17 protein-coding genes and 1 pseudogene are annotated in these 21,482 nt (G+C 70.9%); 7 read left to right on the forward strand and 11 right to left on the reverse strand.

Features of this window, described 5'->3' with window-relative positions; translation table 11 throughout:
- Nucleotides 1-200 precede the first annotated feature (200 nt).
- On the reverse strand, nucleotides 201-2,933 hold the full coding sequence (gene ppc, locus ACWDEN_RS22815; RefSeq protein WP_351614258.1) for a phosphoenolpyruvate carboxylase: 2,733 nt from the start codon (nucleotides 2,931-2,933) through the stop codon (nucleotides 201-203).
- A gap of 301 nt (nucleotides 2,934-3,234) precedes the next feature.
- On the opposite strand from ppc, the gene ACWDEN_RS22820 reads away from it, so the two are divergent.
- Genes ACWDEN_RS22820 through ACWDEN_RS22830 form a run of 3 tightly spaced genes read left to right on the forward strand, consistent with a single transcriptional unit; the run spans nucleotide 3,235 to nucleotide 5,434 of the window.
- Nucleotides 3,235-4,242 carry an acyl-CoA desaturase gene (locus ACWDEN_RS22820; RefSeq protein ID WP_450859979.1) on the forward strand — a complete coding sequence of 336 codons (1,008 nt, stop codon included), beginning with the start codon at nucleotides 3,235-3,237 and terminating at the stop codon, nucleotides 4,240-4,242.
- The gene (locus ACWDEN_RS22825) at nucleotides 4,239-4,916 is read left to right on the forward strand and encodes a TetR/AcrR family transcriptional regulator (RefSeq protein ID WP_067049993.1); all 678 of its coding nucleotides are present in this window, start codon (nucleotides 4,239-4,241) and stop codon (nucleotides 4,914-4,916) included. Before ACWDEN_RS22820 ends, ACWDEN_RS22825 begins: the two co-directional genes overlap by 4 nt.
- 29 nt (nucleotides 4,917-4,945) lie before the next feature.
- Nucleotides 4,946-5,434, forward strand: coding sequence for a hypothetical protein (locus tag ACWDEN_RS22830; protein ID WP_351614260.1), 489 nt, complete (start codon nucleotides 4,946-4,948; stop codon nucleotides 5,432-5,434).
- Here the strand turns inward: ACWDEN_RS22830 and ACWDEN_RS22835 are convergent.
- Together ACWDEN_RS22835 and ACWDEN_RS22840 are read right to left on the reverse strand one after the other, a co-directional pair.
- Entirely contained in the window at nucleotides 5,383-5,766 is a 384-nt protein-coding gene (locus ACWDEN_RS22835; RefSeq protein WP_351614263.1) for a VOC family protein, read from the reverse strand. The two genes, ACWDEN_RS22830 and ACWDEN_RS22835, sit on opposite strands and share 52 nt — an antisense overlap.
- Before the next feature lie 2 nt (nucleotides 5,767-5,768).
- Complete coding sequence (locus tag ACWDEN_RS22840; RefSeq protein ID WP_351614266.1) at nucleotides 5,769-6,593, reverse strand: trans-aconitate 2-methyltransferase; 825 nt, start codon at nucleotides 6,591-6,593, stop codon at nucleotides 5,769-5,771.
- Between the two features lie 88 nt (nucleotides 6,594-6,681).
- Between ACWDEN_RS22840 and tamR the strand changes: the two genes are divergently transcribed.
- On the forward strand, nucleotides 6,682-7,179 hold the full coding sequence (gene tamR, locus ACWDEN_RS22845) for a MarR family transcriptional regulator TamR (RefSeq protein ID WP_351614269.1): 498 nt from the start codon (nucleotides 6,682-6,684) through the stop codon (nucleotides 7,177-7,179).
- On the opposite strand, the gene ACWDEN_RS22850 is transcribed toward tamR, so the two are convergent.
- Nucleotides 7,138-7,911 carry a LuxR C-terminal-related transcriptional regulator gene (locus tag ACWDEN_RS22850; protein WP_450859980.1) on the reverse strand — a complete coding sequence of 258 codons (774 nt, stop codon included), beginning with the start codon at nucleotides 7,909-7,911 and terminating at the stop codon, nucleotides 7,138-7,140. The genes tamR and ACWDEN_RS22850 overlap by 42 nt on opposite strands.
- Nucleotides 7,912-8,168: 257 nt before the next feature.
- Here ACWDEN_RS22850 and ACWDEN_RS22855 point away from each other — a divergent pair.
- A pseudogene (locus ACWDEN_RS22855) lies at nucleotides 8,169-8,606 on the forward strand (GNAT family N-acetyltransferase); the annotation flags it as partial.
- Nucleotides 8,607-8,866: 260 nt separating this feature from the next.
- Here the strand turns inward: ACWDEN_RS22855 and galK are convergent.
- Genes galK through galT form a run of 3 tightly spaced genes read right to left on the reverse strand, consistent with a single transcriptional unit; the run spans nucleotide 8,867 to nucleotide 12,092 of the window.
- Nucleotides 8,867-10,033, reverse strand: coding sequence for a galactokinase (galK, locus tag ACWDEN_RS22860; RefSeq protein WP_450859981.1), 1,167 nt, complete (start codon nucleotides 10,031-10,033; stop codon nucleotides 8,867-8,869).
- Nucleotides 10,033-11,010 (reverse strand): UDP-glucose 4-epimerase GalE, encoded by a 978-nt coding sequence (galE, locus tag ACWDEN_RS22865; protein ID WP_450859982.1) that lies wholly within the window; start codon nucleotides 11,008-11,010, stop codon nucleotides 10,033-10,035. The genes galK and galE overlap by 1 nt, the downstream gene beginning before the upstream one ends.
- Nucleotides 11,007-12,092 carry a galactose-1-phosphate uridylyltransferase gene (gene galT / locus ACWDEN_RS22870; RefSeq protein WP_450859983.1) on the reverse strand — a complete coding sequence of 362 codons (1,086 nt, stop codon included), beginning with the start codon at nucleotides 12,090-12,092 and terminating at the stop codon, nucleotides 11,007-11,009. Before galT ends, galE begins: the two co-directional genes overlap by 4 nt.
- Before the next feature lie 180 nt (nucleotides 12,093-12,272).
- Here galT and ACWDEN_RS22875 point away from each other — a divergent pair, with 180 nt between their 5' ends.
- Complete coding sequence (locus ACWDEN_RS22875) at nucleotides 12,273-13,964, forward strand: sodium:solute symporter family protein (protein ID WP_351614282.1); 1,692 nt, start codon at nucleotides 12,273-12,275, stop codon at nucleotides 13,962-13,964.
- A gap of 21 nt (nucleotides 13,965-13,985) precedes the next feature.
- A complete protein-coding gene (locus ACWDEN_RS22880) occupies nucleotides 13,986-14,330 on the forward strand; it encodes a hypothetical protein (RefSeq protein WP_351614284.1) in 345 nt (114 codons plus the stop codon).
- Between the two features lie 201 nt (nucleotides 14,331-14,531).
- On the opposite strand, the gene ACWDEN_RS22885 is transcribed toward ACWDEN_RS22880, so the two are convergent.
- The 4 genes from ACWDEN_RS22885 to ACWDEN_RS22900 form a co-directional block, all read right to left on the reverse strand.
- On the reverse strand, nucleotides 14,532-15,215 hold the full coding sequence (locus tag ACWDEN_RS22885) for a helix-turn-helix transcriptional regulator (RefSeq protein WP_351614287.1): 684 nt from the start codon (nucleotides 15,213-15,215) through the stop codon (nucleotides 14,532-14,534).
- A 229-nt stretch (nucleotides 15,216-15,444) separates the two neighbouring features.
- On the reverse strand, nucleotides 15,445-17,199 hold the full coding sequence (locus ACWDEN_RS22890; RefSeq protein ID WP_450859984.1) for an outer membrane protein assembly factor BamB family protein: 1,755 nt from the start codon (nucleotides 17,197-17,199) through the stop codon (nucleotides 15,445-15,447).
- Nucleotides 17,200-17,296: 97 nt separating this feature from the next.
- Nucleotides 17,297-19,081: an outer membrane protein assembly factor BamB family protein gene (locus ACWDEN_RS22895; protein WP_450859985.1), complete on the reverse strand. Its 1,785-nt coding sequence runs from the start codon at nucleotides 19,079-19,081 to the stop codon at nucleotides 17,297-17,299.
- A 576-nt stretch (nucleotides 19,082-19,657) separates the two neighbouring features.
- Nucleotides 19,658-21,466, reverse strand: a complete 1,809-nt coding sequence (locus ACWDEN_RS22900) for an ABC-F family ATP-binding cassette domain-containing protein (RefSeq protein ID WP_450859986.1) — start codon at nucleotides 21,464-21,466, stop codon at nucleotides 19,658-19,660.
- Between the last annotated feature and the right edge of the window lie 16 nt (nucleotides 21,467-21,482).

The following is a 21,482-nucleotide window of genomic DNA, read 5'->3' on the forward strand; positions in this document are numbered from 1 at the left end:
GCGGGCGCGGGCGCGGGCGCGGGAAACAGCGCTGCCGGGTGTTCCGGCGGGTGCGCTGTCGGTGTCGCGGCCGTGCTGGTCGGCGCGCCGGGCGGCTACCTGGTGGTGCGGCGCCGGAGGGCGCGCCCCTGACCTGAGCCGCGTACAAGGGTGCCCCCGGGGTCGTACGGCCTCGGGGGCACCCTGGTGTGTGGTGGCGGTCAGCCGGTGTTGCGCAGGCCGGCTGCCACACCGTTGACGGTGAGGAGCAGGGCGCGGGAGAGCAGCGGGTCGGGGGTGAGGCCGGCCGCGGCGGCGTCGCGCTGGCGCTTGAGCAGGGTGACCTGGAGGTAGGAGATGGGGTCCAGGTAGGCGTCGCGGATGGCGAAGGTCTGCTTCAGGACGGGCTGGGCGTCCAGGAGTTCGCTCTCGCCGGTGACCCGCAGGACCTCGCGAACGGTCAGCTCGTGTTCGGCCTTGATGGTGTCGAAGACGTGCTTGAGCTCGTCGGGGACGAGGGTGTCTACGTAGTGCTGAGCGATGCGCAGGTCGGTCTTCGCGAGGGTCATCTCGACGTTGGAGATGAAGTTGCGGAAGAAGTGCCACTGCTGGTGCATCTCGTCGAGGACAGTGTCCAGGCCGGCCTCGCGCAGGGCCTTGAGGCCGGAGCCGACGCCGAACCAGCCGGGGACGATCTGCCGGGACTGGGTCCAGCCGAAGACCCACGGGATGGCGCGCAGGCCGTCGAGCGAGACGCCAGAGCCGGGGCGGCGGGAGGGCCGGGAGCCCAGGTGCAGGTCGGCGAGCTGGTCCACCGGCGTCGACGCGAGGAAGTACGTCGGCAGGTCCGGGTCCTCGACGAGGGCGCGGTAGGCCGCGTGCGCCGCGTCCGACACCACGTCCATGGCGGCGTCCCAGCGGGCGAGGGCCTCGTCGGACTGGCGGGGGGCGGTGTGCAGGGCGGAGGCCTGGAGGGTGGCGGCGACGGTGAGTTCCAGGTTCTCCCGGGCCAGGGAGGGGATGAGGTACTTGTCGGAGATGACCTCGCCCTGCTCGGTGACCTTGATCTCGCCCTCCAGGGTGCCCCAGGGCTGGGCGAGGATGGCGTCGTGGGAGGGGCCGCCGCCGCGGCCGACGGTTCCGCCGCGGCCGTGGAAGAGCCGGAGGCGTACGCCGTACCGGTGGGCGACGTCTCGCAGGCGCCGCTGGGCGCGGTGGATCTCCCACTGGCTGGTGGTGATGCCGCCGAACTTGGAGGAGTCGGAGTAGCCGAGCATGACCTCCTGGACGTCGCCGCGCAGCGCGACCAGGCGCCGGTAGGACGGGTCGGAGAGCATGTCCTCGAGGATGGTGTCGGCGGCCTTGAGTTCGTCGGTGGTCTCCAGGAGGGGGACGATGCCGATCTTCGCCCAGCCGGCGTGGAGGTCGATCAGGCCGGCCTCCCGGGCGAGGACGGCGGCGGCGAAGACGTCGTCGGCGCCCTGGCACATGGAGATGATGTAGGACTCGATGACCTCGGGGCCGAAGACCTCGAGGGCCTTCTTGACGGTCCCGAAGACGCCGAGGGTCTTCTGCCCGGCCGCGTCGACGGGTGCCGGGGTGGGGGCGAGCGGCCTGCGCGAGCGCAGCTCCTTGGCGAGGAGCTTGGCGCGGTACTCGCGGGGCATGTCGGCGTAGCGCCAGGACTCCTCGCCGAGGCGGTCGAAGAGCTGGCCGAGGGCGTGGTGGTGGGCGTCGGCGTGTTCGCGGACGTCCATGGTGGCGAGCTGGAGGCCGAAGGCGGCCAGGGTGCGGATGGTGCGGGCCAGGCGGCCGTCGGCGAGGAGGCCGCCGCGGTGCTCGCGCAGCGAGACCTGGATGAGGCGGAGGTCGGTGAGCAGCTCGCTGGTGCCGAGGTAGTCGCGGCCCGCCTCGTGCGGGGTGCCCTTGGCGAGGCGCTGCTTGGTGTTCTGCAGCTTCTGCCGGATGCAGGTGGCCTTGAGCCGGTAGGGCTCCTCGGCGTTGAGGCGCTTGTAGCGGGGGCTGATCTCGGGGAGGAGTTCGAGGTCTGTGTTCAGGGACTGGAGGAGCTCTTCGGTGGCGCCGGTGTAGCGGATGGAGTTGGAGAGCAGTCCGCGCAGCTCGTCGATCATCTCCAGGGCGTCGTTGATGCCGTGCTCGTGCTGGAGGATGAGGACGTCCCAGGTGACCTGGGGGGTGACGTTGGGGTTGCCGTCGCGGTCGCCGCCGATCCAGGTGCCGAAGGTCAGCGGGCGGGTGTCGTCGGGGAGCCTGACGCCGACCCGCTCGAGTTCCGCGGTGAGGTCCTCCAGGACGTCGCCGACGGCGTTCGCGTGCAGCTCGTCGAGGTAGTAGATGGCGTTGCGGGCCTCGTCGGCGGGCTCGGGGCGTACGACGCGCAGCTCGTCGGTCTGCCACACCAGGTCGATGTTCTCGGCGAGGCGGACGTCGTGGCGGCGGCGGTCGGAGCCCTGGACGGGGGCCTCCAGGAGCGCGGCGATGCGCCGGAGCTTGTTCAGCACCGAGCGGCGCGCGGCCTCGGTGGGGTGTGCGGTGAACACCGGGCGAACGTTGAGGTGCCGGACGGTCTGCTTGAGGTGTTCGGGGTCGGCGTCCTTGAGCCGGTCGGCGGTGCGGGCGAGGAGGCCGCCCTCGGCGGCGCGCCGGGCGCGCAGTTCGCGGCCGCGGTGCACCTGCTCGGTGACGTTGGCGAGGTGGAAGTAGGTGGAGAAGGCGCGCACCAGCTTGGCGGCGGTCTCCAGTTCGGTGCCGCGCAGCAGCTCGGCGGCGGCCTCGCCGTCCTCGCGGGTGAGGCGGCGGACCTTCTCGACCAGGTCGAGGAGCTCGGGGCCTTCCTGCCGTACGAGGGTCTCGCCCAGGAGGTCACCCAGCCGGCGGATGTCGGCGCGCAGCTCGCTGCTGGTCGTGGTGGTCTGGTCGTCGGCACTGCTCACAGGTGCGGCTCCTTGCAGTGTGGAAGCTCGTCTGGAGGGAACCCGGGCGGCTGCCGCGCGGCGGGCGCCGCATACGGGCCTCAGCGTCCGGGAAGGAAACTTCAGCGGACCGCGCTGTCCGACCGAGTTCAAGGATAGGTGTCGATGGGGACGCGCAGGCTCTGGGGCTCTTGCCGCCGCTCGACACGCTGCCATACTTACGACGCCGTAGGTTACGGAACCGTAGGGAAGTACCGTCGCCTTCCGTCCGGTCCCGGCGGCCCGGCACCTGCCTCGACCCTCGACCCCACAGGGGACGCGCATGACCTCAAGTTCCGATGTGATCGAAGAAGCCCTTACGGCCGACGACAATCCGATCCCGTCCGCCACGCTGGGTGGCGAGCAGAAGCATTCGATCGAGCAGATCACGCTGCTTTTGTTCATCACCGTGCCGTTCCTGGCGCTCGTGGCGGCGGTGCCGCTGGCCTGGGGCTGGGGGGTGAGCTGGCTCGATCTGAGCCTGCTGGTGTTCTTCTACTTCCTGGGGTGCCACGGCATCACGATCGGTTTCCACCGGTACTTCACCCATGGTTCGTTCAAGGCCAAGCGGCCCCTGAGGATTGCGCTGGCGATCATGGGTTCGCTGGCGGTCGAGGGGCCCCTGGTGCGCTGGGTGGCCGATCACCGCAAGCACCACAAGTTCTCCGACGCGGAGGGCGACCCGCACTCTCCGTGGCGGTTCGGCGAGACGGTTCCGGCGCTGATGAAGGGCCTGTGGTGGGCTCACATCGGCTGGATGTTCGACGAGGAGCAGACTCCGCAGGACAAGTACGCGCCGGATCTGATCAAGGACCCGGCGATCCGGGCGATCTCCCGTCAGTTCGTGTACTGGACGGCCCTCTCCCTCGCCCTGCCGCCGCTGGTCGGCGGTCTGGTGACGATGTCCTGGTGGGGCGCGTGCACGGCGTTCTTCTGGGGTTCACTCGTCCGAGTGGCGTTGCTGCACCATGTGACGTGGTCGATCAACTCGATCTGTCACGCGGTGGGCAAGCGGCCGTTCAAGTCGCGGGACCGTTCGGGCAACGTGTGGTGGCTGGCGGTGCTGTCGTGCGGTGAGTCCTGGCACAACCTGCACCACGCCGACCCGACCTCGGCGCGGCACGGTGTGCTGCGCGGCCAGATCGACTCCTCGGCGCGGTTCATCCGCATCTTCGAGCTGCTCGGCTGGGCGCATGACGTGCGCTGGCCGTCACGCTCACGTATCGATTCGCGCCGGAACACCGGGGAAGACGGCTCCGAGCACCGGAGGGAGACCGCGAAGGCGGCATGATTGACGCCGTGGCGACCGACTCCAGCAGCACCTCCAGCAACGACAAACCGCGGCGGACCCGCCGGACCCGTATGACCGGTGCCGAGCGCCGCCAGCAGCTGCTGGAGATCGGTCGCACCCTCTTCGCCGCCAAGGGTTTCGAGGGCACCTCGGTGGAGGAGATCGCGGCGAAGGCCGGGGTGTCCAAGCCGGTGGTGTACGAGCACTTCGGCGGCAAGGAGGGCCTGTACGCGGTGGTGGTGGACCGCGAGATGCGGCGGCTGCTGGACATGGTGACCAGCAGTCTGACGGCCGGCCACCCGCGTGAACTGTGCGAGCAGGCGGCGTTCGCACTCCTGGACTACATCGAGGAGTACACGGACGGCTTCCGCATCCTGGTCCGTGACTCGCCCATCCCCCAGTCCACGGGCTCCTTCGCCTCCCTCATCTCGGACATCGCCACCCAGGTGGAGGACATCCTGGGCCGCGAGTTCAAGTCCCGCGGTTTCGACCCGAAACTGGCCCCGCTGTACGCGCAGGCGCTGGTCGGCATGGTCGCGCTGACCGGTCAGTGGTGGCTGGACGTGCGCCGCCCGAAGAAGGCGGAGGTCGCGGCACATCTGGTGAACCTGGCGTGGCACGGCCTGGACGGGCTGGAGCAGAAGCCGCGGCTGATAGGGCACCGCAAGGCGTAGCGCCGGGGGCGGGGTCGTACGATCGCCCGGTGGCCAGACGACTCAGGGTCCGCACAAGGCGGCAGAAGGCGTGGGGAACGGTCATGTGCGGCGTGCTCGCCGCCGGCCTCCTCGGTGGAGGCGTCTACCTGGGTCTTTCGGCCGTGGGTCACCTGGGTCTGATCGGGCGTTCGCAGACGATGCGGGTCGCGTTCTGCGACACGACCTCGCCCGCCACGACCTCGCGCGGCGGGTACACCTCGTCCGCCGACCTGTACTGCGTGGGCTACGTCGACGGGGGCCGGAGGATCAGGGCGACCGGCTTCTCCTCGTATCCCCGCATCGATCTGCCCGTGGAGATATCCAGGGAGCCGTGGGGGTCCTGGGTTCCGGTGGACCAGGGCATCTCCCACAAGCTGTCCCGCGTACTCTCCCCACTGGCGCTCCTCGCGATCTCGGTCGTGTTCGCCAGGTGGACGGTGATCAGTTACCGCGACTGGAGGAACTCCAGCCGGTTGCCCGCCGGGTCCTCCGAGTAGAAACGGAGGTGGCCGGGGAGGTTGTCGTCCCAGGTGACCGGTGCGCCCTTCGCGGCCAGCCGGGCCGCGTACGCCTCGATCTCCGTCACCCTGAGCCCCGGGTGGGCCTTCTTCGCCGGGCGGCAGTGGCATGTTCCGCCTCCGGCGGGGGCCTCCTCGATCCCGAGATGGATCTGCACGGCACCCGCCTGGAACCAGCAGCCGCCCCGCGCCGCGAGCACGGGGGGCTTGGGGATCTCCGTCATCCCGAGGACGTCGGTGTAGTACGCGCGCAGCGCGTCCTCCGAGCCGGGCGGGGCCGCCAGCTGCACATGATCGATCGCGGCGAGCATGCTCAGGCCTCCTTCACGGCGACGGCGAACAGGCGGCGGAAGGGCAGGACCGTGCCGTACGGCGCGCTGGGGTAGGCCTGCCGGAGCAGCTCCCGGTACTCGGAGAGGAAGGCGCCCCGGGCCTCGGGGTCGTCGGCGAGGGCGGTCAGCGCGGGCCGCAGCCCGGTGCCCTTCACCCAGTCCAGAACGGGATCCTCACCCTGCAGGACGTGGAAGTACGTCGTCTGCCACACGTCGGCCGCACAGCCGAGGCGGGCGAGGCGGTCCAGATAGGCGCCGGGCGTGTGCACGGAGTCGGTGCGGCGCAGGACGTCGGCGAGGCGGGACTTCCAGCGGGGGGTGGCGGCGAGTTCGCGCATCAGGGCGTGCAGCGGGGCGTCGATGTTGTCGGGCACCTGGAAGGCGAAGGTGCCACCGGGCCGGAGGCCGCCGATCCAGTCGGCGAAGCGGCCGGCGTGCCCCGGCACCCACTGGAGAGTCGCGTTGGAGACGATCAGGTCGTACGGCTCCTCGGGCGCCCAGGTACGCGCGTCGGCGTGGGCGAAGTCCAGCCGGCCGCCCCCGGCGGTGGGGCCCTCGTGCTCGGTGTGGGCCTTGTCGAGCATCTCGGGCGAGTTGTCGTAGCCGGTGACGTGGGCGGTGGGCCAGCGTTCGGTGAGCAGCACGGTGACGTTGCCCGGGCCGCAGCCGAGGTCGGCGATGCGGGGCTGCCCAGCGGGCGGTTCCGCGGGCAGGGCGGGGACGCGGGCGAGGAGGTCGGCGAAGGGGCGGGCGCGGTGACCGGCGTGCCGCAGGTACTGGCCGGGGTCCCAGGTGGGGTTCGTCATGTCTCCCACTTTCCCGCCCCACTTATCTCGATGTCAAGAGACTCGAAATCAAGAGACTTCATGTCGACACAACCACTACACTGATCTCATGGAGGACGAGGTCGATCGGCTGGTCGCAGCGTGGCGCCGGGAACGTCCGGACCTCGACGTGGAGCCGCTGGAAGTGCTCAGCCGGGTGAGCCGACTCGCCCGGCATCTGGACCGTGCGCGCCGGCTCGCCTTCGCCGAGCACCAGCTGGAGCCGTGGGAGTTCGATGTGCTGACCGCGCTCAGACGCGCGGGCACGCCGTACCAGCTCTCCCCCGGTCAGCTGCTGACGCAGACCCTGGTCACCTCGGGCACCATGACCAACCGGATCGACCGGCTGGCCAAGAAGGGCCTGGTGGAGCGGCTGCCCGACCCGAGCGACCGGCGGGGCGTGCTGGTCCGGCTGACCGACACCGGCCGGGACCGCGCCGACCAGGCACTGGCCGGGCTGCTGGAGCAGGAGCGGGCGATCCTCGCCGAGCTGTCCCCCGCCCAGCGTACGGAACTGGCCGGTCTGCTACGCCAGTTGACCGCCCCGTTCGACAACATCCCCGGCTAGTTCGGCCGGCCCGACCCCCGCCCGGCGGGCGAGGGCGACGGCGGCCAGCGTCGAGTGGACGCCCAGCTTGCCGAGGACGTTCTGCATATGGGTGCGCACCGTGTGCGGGGAGAGGAACAGCCGCTCGGCGACGGCCTTGCGGCCGAGGCCCGCGACCATGCAGCGCAGCACCTCCCGCTCGCGCGGGGTGAGGGACTCCACCAGCCGCTCGCTCTCGGTGCGGTGCCGGCGGGCCGCCGTCAGCTCCCTGAGCACGCCGGTGAGCAGGGCGGGCGGCAGATGGGTCTCGTCGCGCAGCACGCCCCGGATCACCGTCAGCAGCCGGGACAGCGAGCAGTCCTTGGCGACCCACCCCGAGGCACCGGCCTGCAGGGCGAGCGCCGCCCGCCGGGGATCGTCCTTCTCGGCGAGCACGACGATCCGTACGGCCGCCTGGGCGGCCCTGACCCCGGCGACGAGCGAGATCCCGTCGACCAGCCCCTCCTCGTTGCCGTCCTGCACCGGCACGGGCAGAGCCGGACGGGTGCCGGGCACCTGGCCGCCCAGGTCGGCGTCGACCAGCAGCACGTCGAAGCGGCGGCCCTCACCGGCCGCCCGCTCCAGGCAGCGCAGCGCGGCGGGGCCGCTGCCGGCCGCGGAGACGTCGACGTCCGGCTCGGCGGCCAGGGCGGCGGCGAGCGACTCGGCGAAGATGCGGTGGTCGTCGACGACCAGGACTCGGATACGAACCACGAAACTCCTCCCGGACCGGGCCTGGCCCTCCGGAGAACGACGACCCGCGCGGGTACGGGCACCCACGGAAAGGACACGCGCCGCGCGGCCGCCGCCGTCGCGGAAACTGTTACCCCCACCGCGGGCGCCGTACCCGGCTGTCTCGCCCCCTGAACAGCACCGGCCCCCACCGGTGCTGTTCCACAGAGTACGGATGGGAGCACGCAGCGGAAGGAGATTTGCAGAACTGGCCGCCCAGCGCGTTTATCGTGTGCCGCATGTTTCGTATTGAGGCGGAAGTCGACAAAGGCCGACGTGATCTGCTCCGCTCGCGGCTACGGGACACCAACACGGCGGCGTCCCCGGTCCTGGCCGCCCTGCGCGGCACGCCCGGCGAACGCGAAGTCCCCCTGCACGTCTGGGCGCTGGACTCCTCCGGCGGTCTGGCGGGCGGTCTGGTCGGCCACACCTGGACCATGTGGCTGCACGTCACCTACCTGTGGGTCGACGCCGCCCACCGCGGCACGGGCCTCGGCTCACGCCTGCTCGCGGAGGCGGAGCACATCGCCGCCACCGGCCGCGGCTGCACCGCCGCCCGCCTGGAGACCTGGGACTTCCAGGCCCCCGGCTTCTACCGGAAGCAGGGCTACGAGGTGGTGGGGGTGATCCCGGACTATCCGCCGGGGGTCACGGAGTACACCCTGACGAAGCGGCTGGCCCGACCGGCGCTCACTCCGACACCGACGGGGGCGGCGGCGGAGGAGGCGGGGACAGCCGGGGCTCCGTCGACCGCCGAGGACGGGGGGCCGGCCGCCGGAGCGTGAGCGGCGGCGCCGGGGCCGGCGGCTCACCTCCCACCAGTACCGGGGTCGTCATCGCGCCGGAAGAGCGGCACGAGGCTTCTGCGGCCCTGCTGCACGGCCGCGCCTCCCGTGACAGCCCGTGAGCCCCGCACCCTTGTACGGGGCCGACGGGATCACCGACCGGCTCGGACCACCTGCCGCGCCCCCGCCGAAGGCACCGCCTCGAACACCCGCGGGGCCTTGAAGCCCGCTGCCGCGAAGGCCTCCTCGACGGCCTTCGTGAGGGTGTCGACGTCCGTCGCCTCCGTCAGGACGATCGCCGAGCCGCCGAAGCCGCCGCCGGTCATGCGGGCGCCCAGGGCGCCGTTCGCCAGGGCCGTGTCGACGACCAGGTCCAGCTCCGGGCAGGAGATGCGGAAGTCGTCGCGCAGGGAGGCGTGCCCCTCGGTGAGGACCGGGCCGATCGCGCGGGTCTCACCGGCGCGCAACAGCCCGACCACCCGCTCCACGCGGTGGTTCTCCGTCACGATGTGCCGGACCAGACGGCGTACCTCCTCCTCGTCGCCCAGCCGGGCCAGCGCCGAGTCCAGTCCGGCGTACGGCACGTCCCGCAGGGCGTCCACGCCGAGCAGGGCCGCGCCCTTCTCGCAGCCGGCCCGCCGCTTGCCGTACTCGCCGCCGCTGTGCGCGTGCTTGACCTGCGTGTCGACCACCAGCAGGCGCAGGCCCTCGGCCGCGAGGTCGAAGGGGATCTGCTGCTGGGACAGGTCTCGGGTGTCCAGGAAGAGCGCGTGGCCCTGCTCGCAGCAGGCCGACGCCGTCTGGTCCATGATCCCGGTGGGCGCGCCGACGTAGACGTTCTCGGCGCGCTGGCACAGCCGGGCCAGCTTCCAGCGCGGCAGGTCCAGTCCGTACAGGTCGTTCAGCGCCAGGGCGATCACGACCTCCAGCGCGGCGGACGAGGACAGGCCCGCGCCGGTCGGCACCGTGGAGGACAGGTGCACGTCCGCGCCCGTCACCCCGTGTCCCGCCTCGCGCAGCGCCCAGACCACGCCCGCCGGGTACGCCGTCCAGTCGTCGTCGCTCTGCGGGGCGAGGGCGTCCAGCCGCAGTTCCCTGACGCCGCCCTCGATGTCCGCCGAGTGCAGGCGCAGGACGCCGTCGGTGCGGCGGGACACGGCCGCGACCGCTCGGTGCGGCAGCGCGAACGGCATCACGAAGCCGTCGTTGTAGTCGGTGTGCTCGCCGATCAGGTTGACGCGGCCGGGTGCTGCCCAGACGCCCTCCGGCGCGGCCCCGTACAGCTCGGCGAAGCGCTCCGCGACCTGCTGTGCCCCCACTAGTGCTCCTTCGTGATGCTCTGCGTGAACTCCCACGCGTCCGCGACGATGCCCGCGAGATCCGCGCGGGAGGGGTTCCAGCCCAGCTTCTCGCGGGCCGTGTCCGCCGAGGCGACCAGGACGGCCGGGTCGCCGCCGCGGCGCGGGGCCACGATCTCGGGGATCGGGTGGCCGGTGACCTGCCGGACGGTCTCGATGACCTGGCGGACGGAGAAGCCCGCGCCGTTGCCGAGGTTGCAGATCAGGTGCTCGCCCGGGGTGGCGGCCGTCAGGGCGAGCAGATGGGCCTCGGCGAGGTCCGCGACGTGGATGTAGTCGCGGACGCAGGTGCCGTCGGGGGTCGGGTAGTCGTCGCCGTAGACCGAGATCGCCTCTCGGCGGCCCTGGGCGACCTGGAGGACCAGCGGGATGAGGTGCGACTCGGGGTCGTGGCGCTCGCCGACCATGACACCGGAAGACGTGCCGTAGGCGCCGGCCACGTTGAAGTAGCGCAGGGAGACCGCGGCCAGGCCGTGGGCGTTCGCCTCGCCGGTGATCATGTGGTCGACGGCCAGCTTGGAGGCGCCGTAGGGGTTGGTCGGCCTCGTCGGCGCGCTCTCCACGATGGGGACCTGCTCCGGCTCGCCGTACGTGGCCGCCGTCGAGGAGAAGACGAGCGTGCGGACGCCCGCCTCGCGCATCGCGCCGAGCAGCGCCATGGAGCCGGCGACGTTGTTGTCCCAGTACTTCTCCGGCTTCACCACCGACTCGCCGACCTGCGAGGACGCGGCGAAGTGCAGCACGCCGTCGTAGGAGGGGTCGAGCCACTTGGCGGCGTCGCGGATGTCGCCCTCGACGAAGGCCGCCCCGGCGGGCACCCCCGCGCGGAAGCCGGTGGAGAGGTTGTCGAGGACGGTGACCTCGTGGCCGGCCTCCAGCAGATGCTGGGTCACGACACTGCCGACGTAACCCGCGCCACCCGTCACCAGGTACTTCATGAACTCGCTACCTCTCGCAGTCGCTCGGCCGCGCGCTCCGGCGGCACGTCGTTGATGAACACGCTCATGCCGGACTCGGAACCCGCGAGAAACTTCAGCTTGCCGGAAGTGCGGCGGATGGTGAAAAGCTCGAGGTGGAGCGCGAAGTCGTCCCGCAAGACACCGTCGAACTCCTCCAGCGCACCGAACGGGGCCTGGTGCCAGGCCGCGATGTACGGCGTGGGAGGGTCACCCGCAGCGTTTTCCCCTCCGTCCCCCCCATCGAAGATCCGGTCGAAGCGCCTCAAGAGTTCCAGATAGACCTGGGGGAATTCTGTGCGTGCCGCCTCGTCCAGGGCGAGCAGGTCGGGGACGCGGCGCTTGGGGTACAGGTGGACCTCGTACGGCCAGTGCGCCGCGTACGGCACGAACGCCACCCAGTGTTCACCCTCAAGGACGACCCGCTCACCGGCGAGTTCGCGCTCCACGACGGCGTCGAAGAGGTTCTGGCCGCCGGTCGCCTCCTTGTGCGCGGCGAGCGAGCGGAGCATGAGCGCGGTGCGCGGGGTGGTGAAGGGGTATGCGTAGATCTGTCCGTGCGGGTGGCCCAGGGTGACCCCGATCTCGGCACCGCGGTTCTCGAAGCAGAAGACCTGCTCCACGGAGGGCAGATGCGACAGCTCCGACGTACGGTCCGTCCACGCGTCCAGCACCAGGCGCGCCTGCTCGACGGTCAGGTCGGCGAAGGAGGCGTCGTGGTCGGAGGTGAAGCAGACGACCTCGCAGCGGCCGGAGTCGCCGGCGAGGGAGGGGAACCGGTTCTCGAAGACGACGACGTCGTACGACGAGTCGGGGATCTCGCTCAGCCGGTCGCCCCGCGTGGGGCACAGGGGGCACTCGTCGGCCGGCGGATGGTACGTGCGGCCCTGCCGGTGGGAGGCGACGGCGACACAGTCGCCGAGCAGCACGTCACGGCGGATCTCGGACGTCGTATGGGTCCGCTCCAGCGGGCGGCGGTCGACGGCGTCCCGCACGGTGTCGTCCCGGAGGTCGTAGTAGATCAGCTCACGACCGTCGGCCAGCCGTGTCGAGGTCTTCTTCAACGCCGGACTCCTCTACGTCCCGCACCCAATCACTCAACACAATCAAACATAACAGATCACAACTCGACAACATTCAGGACCATCACAATCAAACAAAGAACACCAACAGAAGTGTTCAATTTCTGAACGCGGAGGCGTAGGTTCCGCTCTGGATCAGTTCGCGCAACGAAGCGAGTACTCATGCAAACCCCCACAGACAGCCCCCTGTATCTGGCGGCGGGGCTACGGCTCCCCACCAACTGGCTGGACTACACGATCCTGGCGATCTACTTCGTCGTCGTCCTCGGCATCGGCTTCGCGGCCCGCCGCTCGGTGAAGACCAGCCTCGACTTCTTCCTCTCCGGACGCTCGCTGCCCGCCTGGATCACCGGCCTCGCCTTCATCTCGGCGAACCTGGCGGCCACCGAGATCCTGGGCATGGCCGCGAACAGCGCCCAGTACGGCGCCTACACCGTGCACTGGTACTGGATCGGCGCCATCCCCGCCATGGTCTTCCTCGGCCTGGTGATGATGCCGTTCTACTACGGCAGCAAGGTCCGCTCGGTCCCCGAGTTCCTGCTGCTGCGCTTCGACCGGGGCGCCCACCTGCTCAGTTCGATCCTGTTCGCGTTCGCCGCCATCCTGATCGCCGGCGTCAACCTCTACGCCCTCGCGATCGTCGTCGAGGCCCTGCTGGGCTGGCCCCAGTGGGTCGCGATCGTGGTCGCCGGCGCCTTCGTGCTCGCGTACATCACCCTCGGCGGCCTGTCCTCGGCGATCTACAACGAGGTCCTCCAGTTCTTCGTGATCCTGGCCGCCCTCATCCCGATCACCGTCCTCGGCCTGAAGAAGGCCGGCGGCTGGAGCGGGCTGACCCACAAGCTCACCGCGACGCACGGCGCGGACTTCACCACCGCCTGGGGCGGCACCGGCATCGGACACGTCAACCCGCTCGGCGCGAACTGGCTGACCATCGTCCTCGGCCTCGGCTTCGTGCTGTCCTTCGGCTACTGGACGACCAACTTCGCCGAGGTGCAGCGCGCCCTGTCCGCGAAGAACCTCTCCGCAGGTCAGCGGACCCCGCTGATCGCCGCCTACCCGAAGATCTTCATCGTCTTCCTGGTGATGATCCCCGGCCTGGTCGCCGCCGCGCTCGTACCGAAGATCGGCACCCCCGGCTCGGGCCTGCAGTACAACGACGCCATCCCGTACCTGATGCAGGAACTGCTGCCCAACGGCGTGCTCGGCATCGCCGTCACCGGTCTGCTCGCCGCGTTCATGGCCGGAATGGCGGCCAACGTCTCGTCCTTCAACACGGTCTTCACGAACGACATCTGGGCGAAGTACGTGGTGCGCGGCCGCGAGGACGCCTACTACGTCAGGTTCGGCCGCCTGATCACCGTGATCGGCGTCCTCGCCTCCATCGGCACGGCGTTCCTGGCGTCCTCGTTCTCGAACATCATGAGCTACCTGCAGACGCTGTTCTCCTTCTTCAACGTGCCGATGTTCGTGGTGTTCATCGTCGGCATGTTCTGGAAGCGCGCGTCCGCCAAGTCCGGCTTCTGGGGCCTGCTCGCGGGCACCGTCACCGCGATGATCAACTACTTCGTGTTCTACAAGAAGGGGATCATCTCCATCCCCTCCGACCAGGGCGCCAACTTCGTCTCCGCGATCGCCGGCTTCGTCGCCGGCGCGGTCGTGATGACCGCGGTGTCCCTGTTCACCAGCCCCAAGCCGGCCGGGGAGCTCCAGGGGCTGGTCTACGGCACCCGCTCCCCCGGCATGTCCGAACCCCCCGCACCCGGCGACGAGGCCTGGTACCGCCGGCCGGCCCTGCTGGGCTGGGGCGCGGTCGTGTTGGCCGCCGTCTGCTACGTCCCGTTCTCGTTCTGACGCGGGAGGATCGAGGAAACCATGTCCGAACACGCCGAGCACCCTGACCGTCACCACCACTACACCGAGGACGAGGTGGCGCGGGAAGTCACCGAACTGGAGGGCAAGTCCGCGACCGCGGCCCGCATCTTCGACCTGCGCCGCATCATCGGCGGCCTGTTCGTCCTCTACGGCGTCATCGTCACGATCGCCGGCATCACCGACTCCCAGTCCGCCATCGACAAGGCCCAGGGCGTCAACATCAACCTCTGGACCGGGATCGGCATGCTCCTGCTGGGCATCTTCTTCCTGGCCTGGCTGAAGCTCCGCCCGACCCCGCCGCCGCTTCCTCCGGAGGGGCTGCCGGAGGAGAAGCAGGGGGACTGAAGCGCCGCCCCCGTCCGCGGGTGCGTGGGGGGGCTGGTCGCGCGGCTCCCCGCGGAGTGACTGCCGGCCGGGGGCGGCAGCGCCGCGGGGGTGCGGGCCGTCCCCGGCTGCGGATGCGTCATGGCCGGTTGGTCGCGCCCAGCGAAGGCGCACATCGGCACAGCCCCGCGCCCCTTCGCAGGCGCCGGCGGCGCCGGACGCCTACTCCGGACCGAAGCCCAGCGGCCCCGCCCGGTCCAGCAGCCCCGTCCGTGCCGCCAGCGCCGCCGCCTCCAGGCGCGAGCCGACCCCCAGCTTCATCAGCACCCGCTGGACATGGGTACGGGCCGTGCTCGGCGCGATCCCCATCCCCGCCGCGATCAGCCGGGTGTCCTCCCCGTCGGCCACCCTGACCAGCACCTCCACCTCCCTCGGCGTCAGCATCGACAGCAACCGCTGCGCCTCGTCATCGGGCTGAGCGGCAGGATTGAGCAGCTCCCCGAACGCCCCCTGCAGCAACTGCGGCGCCACCGCGGCCTCCCCCGCCCGCGCCTTCATGATCGCCCGCTCGACGCCCTCGATCCGCTCGTCGTGCCGTACGTACCCCGACGCCCCGGCCGCGAACGCCGCCGCGATGCCGCGCGGCGAGGGCACCGGGCCGAGCACCAGCACCGCCACCTGCGGCCGCTCCCGCTTGATCTTCGCCACCGGGTCGAAGACACCCGGTTCGGCCGGCGCCGCCGTACCCAGCAGGCACACCTCCGGCGCCCGCGCGATCACCAGGTCCGCCGCGCCCGCGGCCGGCGCCGCCGCGGCGAGCACCCGGTGCCCGCGCAGCTTGAGCGCCGACGCCAGCGCCTCCGCGAGCAGGCGATGGTCGTCGACGACCATGAGCCGCACTCCCATAGAGCAACCCCCCAGTCCCCCCCCATGGATGCCCCACTATGGACGCCCACCGGTCCGCAAGGACAGAGGGCCCCCCGGCACCTCGTCCTTCATGCCCCCGGAAGCTACACGCTTGTTCGACCTCGCGCTGCCCCTCCTGATGAGAAGTGCCCCGGATCGATGAAATCCGGGGCACTTCTCGGTAAGTCACCCATTCGGGCGAGACCCGCCGACCACGTCGGCGACGCGGTCAGCCCTTCGGGCCGAACGCCAGAACCAGGTACTTCTTCTCGTACGCGTCGCCCTTCTTGCTCGCGAAGACGTCCGACATGTACAGGCGGCCGTGCCCGAAGAGGATCTCCGCGTAGTCCGGCATCATGGTGCTCTCCGCCTGCCGCACGCTCTGCGTGGACGGATTCTCCAGCAGCTTGCTCTGCTTGAACGACCCGCCGTCGATGCTGACCACCTGACCGCCCTTGTCGTACGGCGGCCGCTTGTACGCGAGCAGGTTCGAGCCGTCCATGCGCAGCGGGGAGAGCGTGTAGCCGTCCCCGGCCTCGGCGCGCTGACCGGTCGGCTTTCCCGTGTTCAGGTCGAAGGAGACGATCTCGTTGGTGCGGCTGTAGTTGCCGCTGCCGTCGTGCTCCGCGGTCGGCAGGTACAGCTTGCCGCCGCCGACGGCGATCTCCTTGCAGTCCTCGATGCGGGTACCGCTGTCGCACCTGCCGCCGTAGGCCTTGCCCGGCGCGGAGATGTGGGCGAGCAGCTTGCCGGTCCTGCTGTCGATGGAGAAGTAGTCCAGGGCCTGGCTGTCGGAGCCGGCCTCGGCGGCCACCACCAGCGGGTCGGTGGAGACGACCGAGGCATAGCCGATGCCCGGGTCCATCCGGTACTCGGAGATCACCTTGCCGGTCTTCGGGTCGAGGGTCTGGATCAGCAGCCGCTCGTTGTCCAGGCCACCGCAGTGGCGCACCGCGACGAGCTTGGCGCCGCCGCCGTAGCCGGCGTCGTAGCAGTCGTCGCCCGGCTTCGGCAGCCACAGCGGCTTGCCGGAGTCGATGTCGAAGGCGGCACCGCCGTCGGTGTCACCGACCGCGACGGTGCGCTGAGCGACCGTCACGTTCTCGTAGCTGACCGGGTAGTCACCGGACTTGACCGTCTGGGTCCAGAGCTTCTTGCCCGAGTCGAGGTCGATCGCCGCGATCTGGGTGCAGCCCGCGATGGTCTTCCCCGTGTCCCACTTCGGCTGGTAGGTGATCGCGGTCTTGTCGTCCGCGGTGGCGTGCTTGCTGGCCGAACAGACCGGACCGGGCAGCTTGAGCGTCCACAGCCTGGTGCCCTTGACCGGGTCGTAGCCGGCGACCTCGGCGACGCCGGTCTTGACGTACACCTTGTCGGTCAGCCAGGAACCGACGGTCCTGACGATGTCGTTCGCGGTGGGCATCGGGGCCTGGAACAGCAACTGGCCCGAGGCGTCGGCCGGCACCTTCTCCTGGCCGCCGCCCGTGCCGCCACTGCCGTCCTTGCCGCCGGTGCCGCCACTGGAGGACGCGGTGTCGTGCTTCCTGCCGCTGTCCCCCGAACTGGCGTACCAGATACCGCCGCCGACGATCAGCGCGATGGCGACGACCGCCGCGACGACGATGAACAGCGCGGTGTTGTTCCGCCCGCCGCCGCTCTGCCCCGGCTGCGGCTGCATGGGCATGGTCGGCGGATGGCCCGGATAGCCGTAACCCGGCTGCGCGGGCTGGGCGTACGGGTTCTGCTGCGCGCCGGGGTAGCCGTAACCGAGCTGGGGCGGCTGCGGCGGCTGGGGGGCCGACGCGGGCTGCGGGTAACCGTAGCCCGGCTGCGGCTGCGGGGGCTGCGGGGGCTGCGGGTAGCCGTAGCCCGGCTGCGGGGGCTGGGGGGACTGAGGGGGCTGAGGGGGCTGCTGCGGGCTCGGGGGGCCGAAACCGCCCTGCTGCGGGGGCTGGTTCGGCGGCGGAGGGGGCGGCTGGGTCATGGGACGGGTACCTCGGTGAGGCCGGAAAGGCCGGACGGCGAAAGGATTCGGTAGGGACGGGGAGATGCCGGTACGGGCGGGAAGCCGGGACGGCGGCTCAGTTGCCGAAGGCCATGATCAGCTTCTCCTTCGCCTGATCGCCGCCGGACAGCCGGCCGGTGGAGATGAAGAACCGCCCGTCGGCCCAGTCCACGACGGAGTCGAAGAAGGTGCCCTCGATCTCGGCGGTGCCCTGCGGGTTCTGCAGCAGCTTGGTGGGCGTGTGGGAGGAACCGGAGGCCGGGATCGACACCACCTGGCCGCCCGCGTCGTACGACGGCTGCACATAGGCGACGAGCTTGCCGCCGTCGGCCTTCATCGGATACATCGGCTCGTCGGCCGGGGACCTGGCCCGCCACTTCGCCTTGCCGGTGACGAGGCTGACGGCGACGACCTCGTTGGCGCTGTTCGTGCTGTCCGTCGGCAGGTACAGCGTGTCGGCGTCGGCCACGACGCCCTGACAGCCCTCCAGACCCTGGTCGAGGAAGCCGCAGCGGGGGGCGAACTTCTCGTCGACCTTCACCTCGGAGCGGAACGTGCCGTCCTTGGTGAACGTGGAGATGTTCCAGGCCTTCTTGTCCGGGTTGGTCAGGTACACCACGAGCGGGTCCACGGAGTACACCTTGGTCACCTGCCAGCCCTTCTTGACCGGCTGGGACCACGTGACCCTGCCGGTGGCCGGGTCCAGTTCCTGGATCTCGTCGTGCTCGTTGGGCGCGTACGCGGCGCAGGAGGACGCCTGGATCAGTCGGCCGGCGCCACCCGCGTACCCGGACGGAGCGCACGAACCGCCGTACTCCCCCTTCTCGTACAGCTTCTTGCCGCTGTCGATGTCGTACGCCGTGCCCGCACCCACGCGGCTCACCATCAGCGTCCTGCCGCTGACGGCCAGGTGGATCTCGACCTGGATGTCGAACGCCCCGCGCTTGTCGACCGTGCCGCTCCAGCCCTTCCGGCCGGTGTCCAGGTCGATCTGCTGCAGCTGGTTGCACACGGCGTTGTCGCCCGCGCCGCTCATGTACGCCACGACGACCTTGTCGTCCGCCGACTTCTGCGGCGTGACGGCGCAGATCTTCTGCGGGAAGGAGATCGGGCTCCAGGCGGGCCTGCCGTCGCCGACGCCGTAGCCGAAGACCTGCTGGTACGCCGCCTTCACCACAGCCTTGCCGGTGACCCACATGCCGGGCGCGTCGGCGCCCGAACCGGGGGCGTCCGGTGCCGACTTGTACCAGAGCACCTTCGCCTCACCGGCCTTGCGGCCCGCGTTGAGGTTCTCCGGGTCGTCACCGCCGCCGCCCGACGCGCTCGGCGAGGCGGAGGCGGGCGGCCTGGGATCGTCGCTGTGCTGGGCGACCGGCTTCTTCTTGCCGCCGTCGTCCCCGCCCGTGACCGCGTACACCGTGCCGCCGATGACGAGCAGCGCGGCCGCCGCGGCACCGACGATCAGCGCGGTCCTCGCCCTGGACTGCCCGCCGGGCGCGGCACCGGGCACACCCGGGTACGGCGGCTGCTGCGGCTGGCCGAAACCGGGCTGGGGCGCCGCCCCGTAGGGGCCGGGCTGCTGCGGATGTCCGTAGGGGCCCGGGGTGCCGGGCGCGGTGGGGGCGCCGTACGGCCCCGGCTGCTGGGGGTATCCGTAGCCCGGCTGGGGCGGCTGCGGCGGGACGGCGGGCGGCTGGGCCGGCGGCGGGGGCGTGGGAGGTATGCCCGGGGTGCCCTGCGGGGCGCCGAAACCGCCCTGGGCCGGTGGCGGCTGCGGGGCGCCGAAACCGCCACCCTGCGGTGGCCGGTCCTGCGGCGCCCCGAATCCGCCCTGCGGCGGTTGGCTGGGCGGCTGGGTCATCAGCGGTCTTCCCCCTCGTTCACTGATTTTTCGCCACGCCCTGAGGTTCTCGACGGCCCCTGGGTCGTTACTCAGACAGTTCTCAGACGGCTCTTTCTATCACCCGGTACCGACAGCCCACGGGCTCGGTTCCGCCGCTGTTCCCAAGGGACGACCAGCCCGTGATGCCGCCGTTACGCGCCTTCACGCCCCCTTCACGCAGCGCACGCGACAGCACCGCGCGCCGGGGACGGGCGCCGGCGCGGTGGGGTGTGGGGTGCTGAAGTGGGCGCGCAGGGTGGCTGGTTCACGCCGGGGGGTGGGCGTGAGCGGGGGCGAGGGCGCGGGGCTCGGGGCGCGGGTTACACAACGAGGGGCGTGCGCCGGTTGCGAGCGCCGTACCTGGCAGCGCTCACGACCGCACCAAGCGCCGCGCTCGGCAGTGCGCGCGACCGGACCGAGCGCCGTACAAGGCGGCGTGCACTACAGCTTGAGCGCCGCACTTGGCAGCGCGCGCACCCCCGCCCCGAGCGCCGTACAAGTCAGGCGCGCGCACGCTCGGGCGCGCGCCCGTGCCCCGCGCGCCCCGGCTCCCGTCTACGCGTCCTCCGCCAACTCCAGCCAGCGCAGTTCCAGTTCCTCACGCTCGCCGGCGAGGTCGCGCAACTGGGCGTCCAGGTCGGCGACCTTGGCGAAGTCGGTGGCGTTCTCGGCGATCCGGGCGTGCAGCTTGGACTCCTTCTCGGAGATCTTGTCCAACTGGCGCTCGATCTTCTGGAGTTCCTTCTTGGCGGCGCGCTGGTCGGCGGCGCTCTTCTCGGTGGTGGCCGGCTTGGGCGCCGCGGCGGCGGCCTGCGCGGCGACCGCCTCCTCCATGCGCTGCCGCCGCTCCAGGTACTCGTCGATCCCGCGCGGCAGCATCCGCAGCGTGCCGTCGCCGAGGAGGGCGAAGACCCGGTCCGTGGTGCGCTCGACGAAGAACCGGTCGTGGGAGATGACGATCATCGAGCCGGGCCAGCCGTCGAGGACGTCCTCGAGCTGGGTGAGGGTCTCGATGTCGAGGTCGTTGGTGGGCTCGTCCAGGAACAGGACGTTGGGCTCGTCCATCAACAGGCGCAGCAGCTGCAGGCGGCGGCGCTCGCCACCCGACAGGTCACCGACCGGCGTCCACTGCTTCTCCTTGTTGAAGCCGAACGTCTCGCACAGCTGCCCGGCGGTCATCTCGCGCCCCTTGCCGAGGTCGACGCGTTCGCGGACCTGCTGTACGGCCTCCAGGACCCGCCAGGCGGGGTCGAGTTCGGCGACCTCCTGGGAGAGGTAGGCGAGCTTGACGGTCCTGCCGACGGCGATACGGCCACCGGCCGGCTGCTCCTCGCCCTCGGTGCGCGCGGCGTCGGCCATGGCGCGCAGCAGCGAGGTCTTGCCGGCGCCGTTCACGCCGACGAGACCGATCCGGTCGCCGGGGCCCAGCTGCCAGGTGACGTGCTTGAGCAGCACCTTGGGTCCGGCCTGCACCGTGACGTCCTCGAGGTCGAAGACGGTCTTGCCGAGCCGCGAGGAGGCGAACTTCATCAGCTCGCTGCTGTCCCGGGGCGGCGGCACGTCCGCGATCAGCTCGTTGGCGGCCTCGACCCGGAAGCGCGGCTTGGACGTACGGGCGGGGGCCCCGCGCCGCAGCCAGGCCAGCTCCTTGCGGACCAGGTTCTGCCGCTTGACCTCTTCGGTGGCCGCGATCCGCTCGCGCTCGGCACGCGCGAAGACGTAGTCGGAGTAGCCGCCCTCGTACTCGTAGACATCACCGCGCTGCACGTCCCACATGCGCGTACACACCTGGTCCAGGAACCACCGGTCGTGGGTGACGCACACCAGCGCCGAGCGCCGGTTCTGCAGGTGCTTCGCGAGCCACGCGATGCCCTCGACGTCGAGATGGTTGGTGGGCTCGTCCAGGACGACCAGGTCCTGTTCCTCGATGAGCAGCTTGGCGAGCGCGATACGGCGGCGCTCACCACCGGACAGCGGCCCGATGACGGTGTCCAGCCCCTTGGGGAAGCCCGGCAGGTCGAGTCCCCCGAACAGCCCGGTCAGTACGTCCCTGACCTTGGCGTTGCCGGCCCACTCGTGGTCGGCCATGTCGCCGATGACCTCGTGGCGGACGGTGGCGGCGGGGTCGAGGGAGTCGTGCTGCGTGAGCACGCCGAGGCGCAGCCCACCGGAGTGCGTGACCCGACCGGTGTCGGCCTCCTCCAGCTTGGCGAGCATCCGGACGAGGGTGGTCTTGCCGTCGCCGTTGCGTCCGACGACCCCGATCCGGTCCCCTTCCGACACGCCGAGCGAGACGCCGTCCAGCAGGGCACGGGTGCCGTACACCTTGCTGACGTTCTCGACATTGACGAGGTTGACGGCCATTTCACTCCTGTGCGCG

It is taken from the genome of Streptomyces sp. NPDC001153, assembly GCF_053598315.1.

Excerpts from the sequence above, each read along its gene's own strand:
- ACWDEN_RS22825 (WP_067049993.1), top strand. The coding sequence starts at position 4,239 with ATGATTGACGCCGTGGCGACCGACTCCAGCAGCACCTCCAGCAACGAC.
- ACWDEN_RS22900 (WP_450859986.1), bottom strand. The coding sequence starts at position 21,466 with ATGGCCGTCAACCTCGTCAATGTCGAGAACGTCAGCAAGGTGTACGGC.
- ACWDEN_RS22875 (WP_351614282.1), top strand. The coding sequence starts at position 12,273 with ATGCAAACCCCCACAGACAGCCCCCTGTATCTGGCGGCGGGGCTACGG.
- tamR (WP_351614269.1), top strand. The coding sequence starts at position 6,682 with ATGGAGGACGAGGTCGATCGGCTGGTCGCAGCGTGGCGCCGGGAACGT.
- ACWDEN_RS22885 (WP_351614287.1), bottom strand. The coding sequence starts at position 15,215 with ATGGGAGTGCGGCTCATGGTCGTCGACGACCATCGCCTGCTCGCGGAG.
- ACWDEN_RS22835 (WP_351614263.1), bottom strand. The coding sequence starts at position 5,766 with ATGCTCGCCGCGATCGATCATGTGCAGCTGGCGGCCCCGCCCGGCTCG.
- ACWDEN_RS22820 (WP_450859979.1), top strand. The coding sequence starts at position 3,235 with ATGACCTCAAGTTCCGATGTGATCGAAGAAGCCCTTACGGCCGACGAC.
- ACWDEN_RS22880 (WP_351614284.1), top strand. The coding sequence starts at position 13,986 with ATGTCCGAACACGCCGAGCACCCTGACCGTCACCACCACTACACCGAG.
- galE (WP_450859982.1), bottom strand. The coding sequence starts at position 11,010 with ATGAAGTACCTGGTGACGGGTGGCGCGGGTTACGTCGGCAGTGTCGTG.
- ACWDEN_RS22895 (WP_450859985.1), bottom strand. The coding sequence starts at position 19,081 with ATGACCCAGCCGCCCAGCCAACCGCCGCAGGGCGGATTCGGGGCGCCG.
- ACWDEN_RS22840 (WP_351614266.1), bottom strand. The coding sequence starts at position 6,593 with ATGACGAACCCCACCTGGGACCCCGGCCAGTACCTGCGGCACGCCGGT.
- ACWDEN_RS22890 (WP_450859984.1), bottom strand. The coding sequence starts at position 17,199 with ATGACCCAGCCGCCCCCTCCGCCGCCGAACCAGCCCCCGCAGCAGGGC.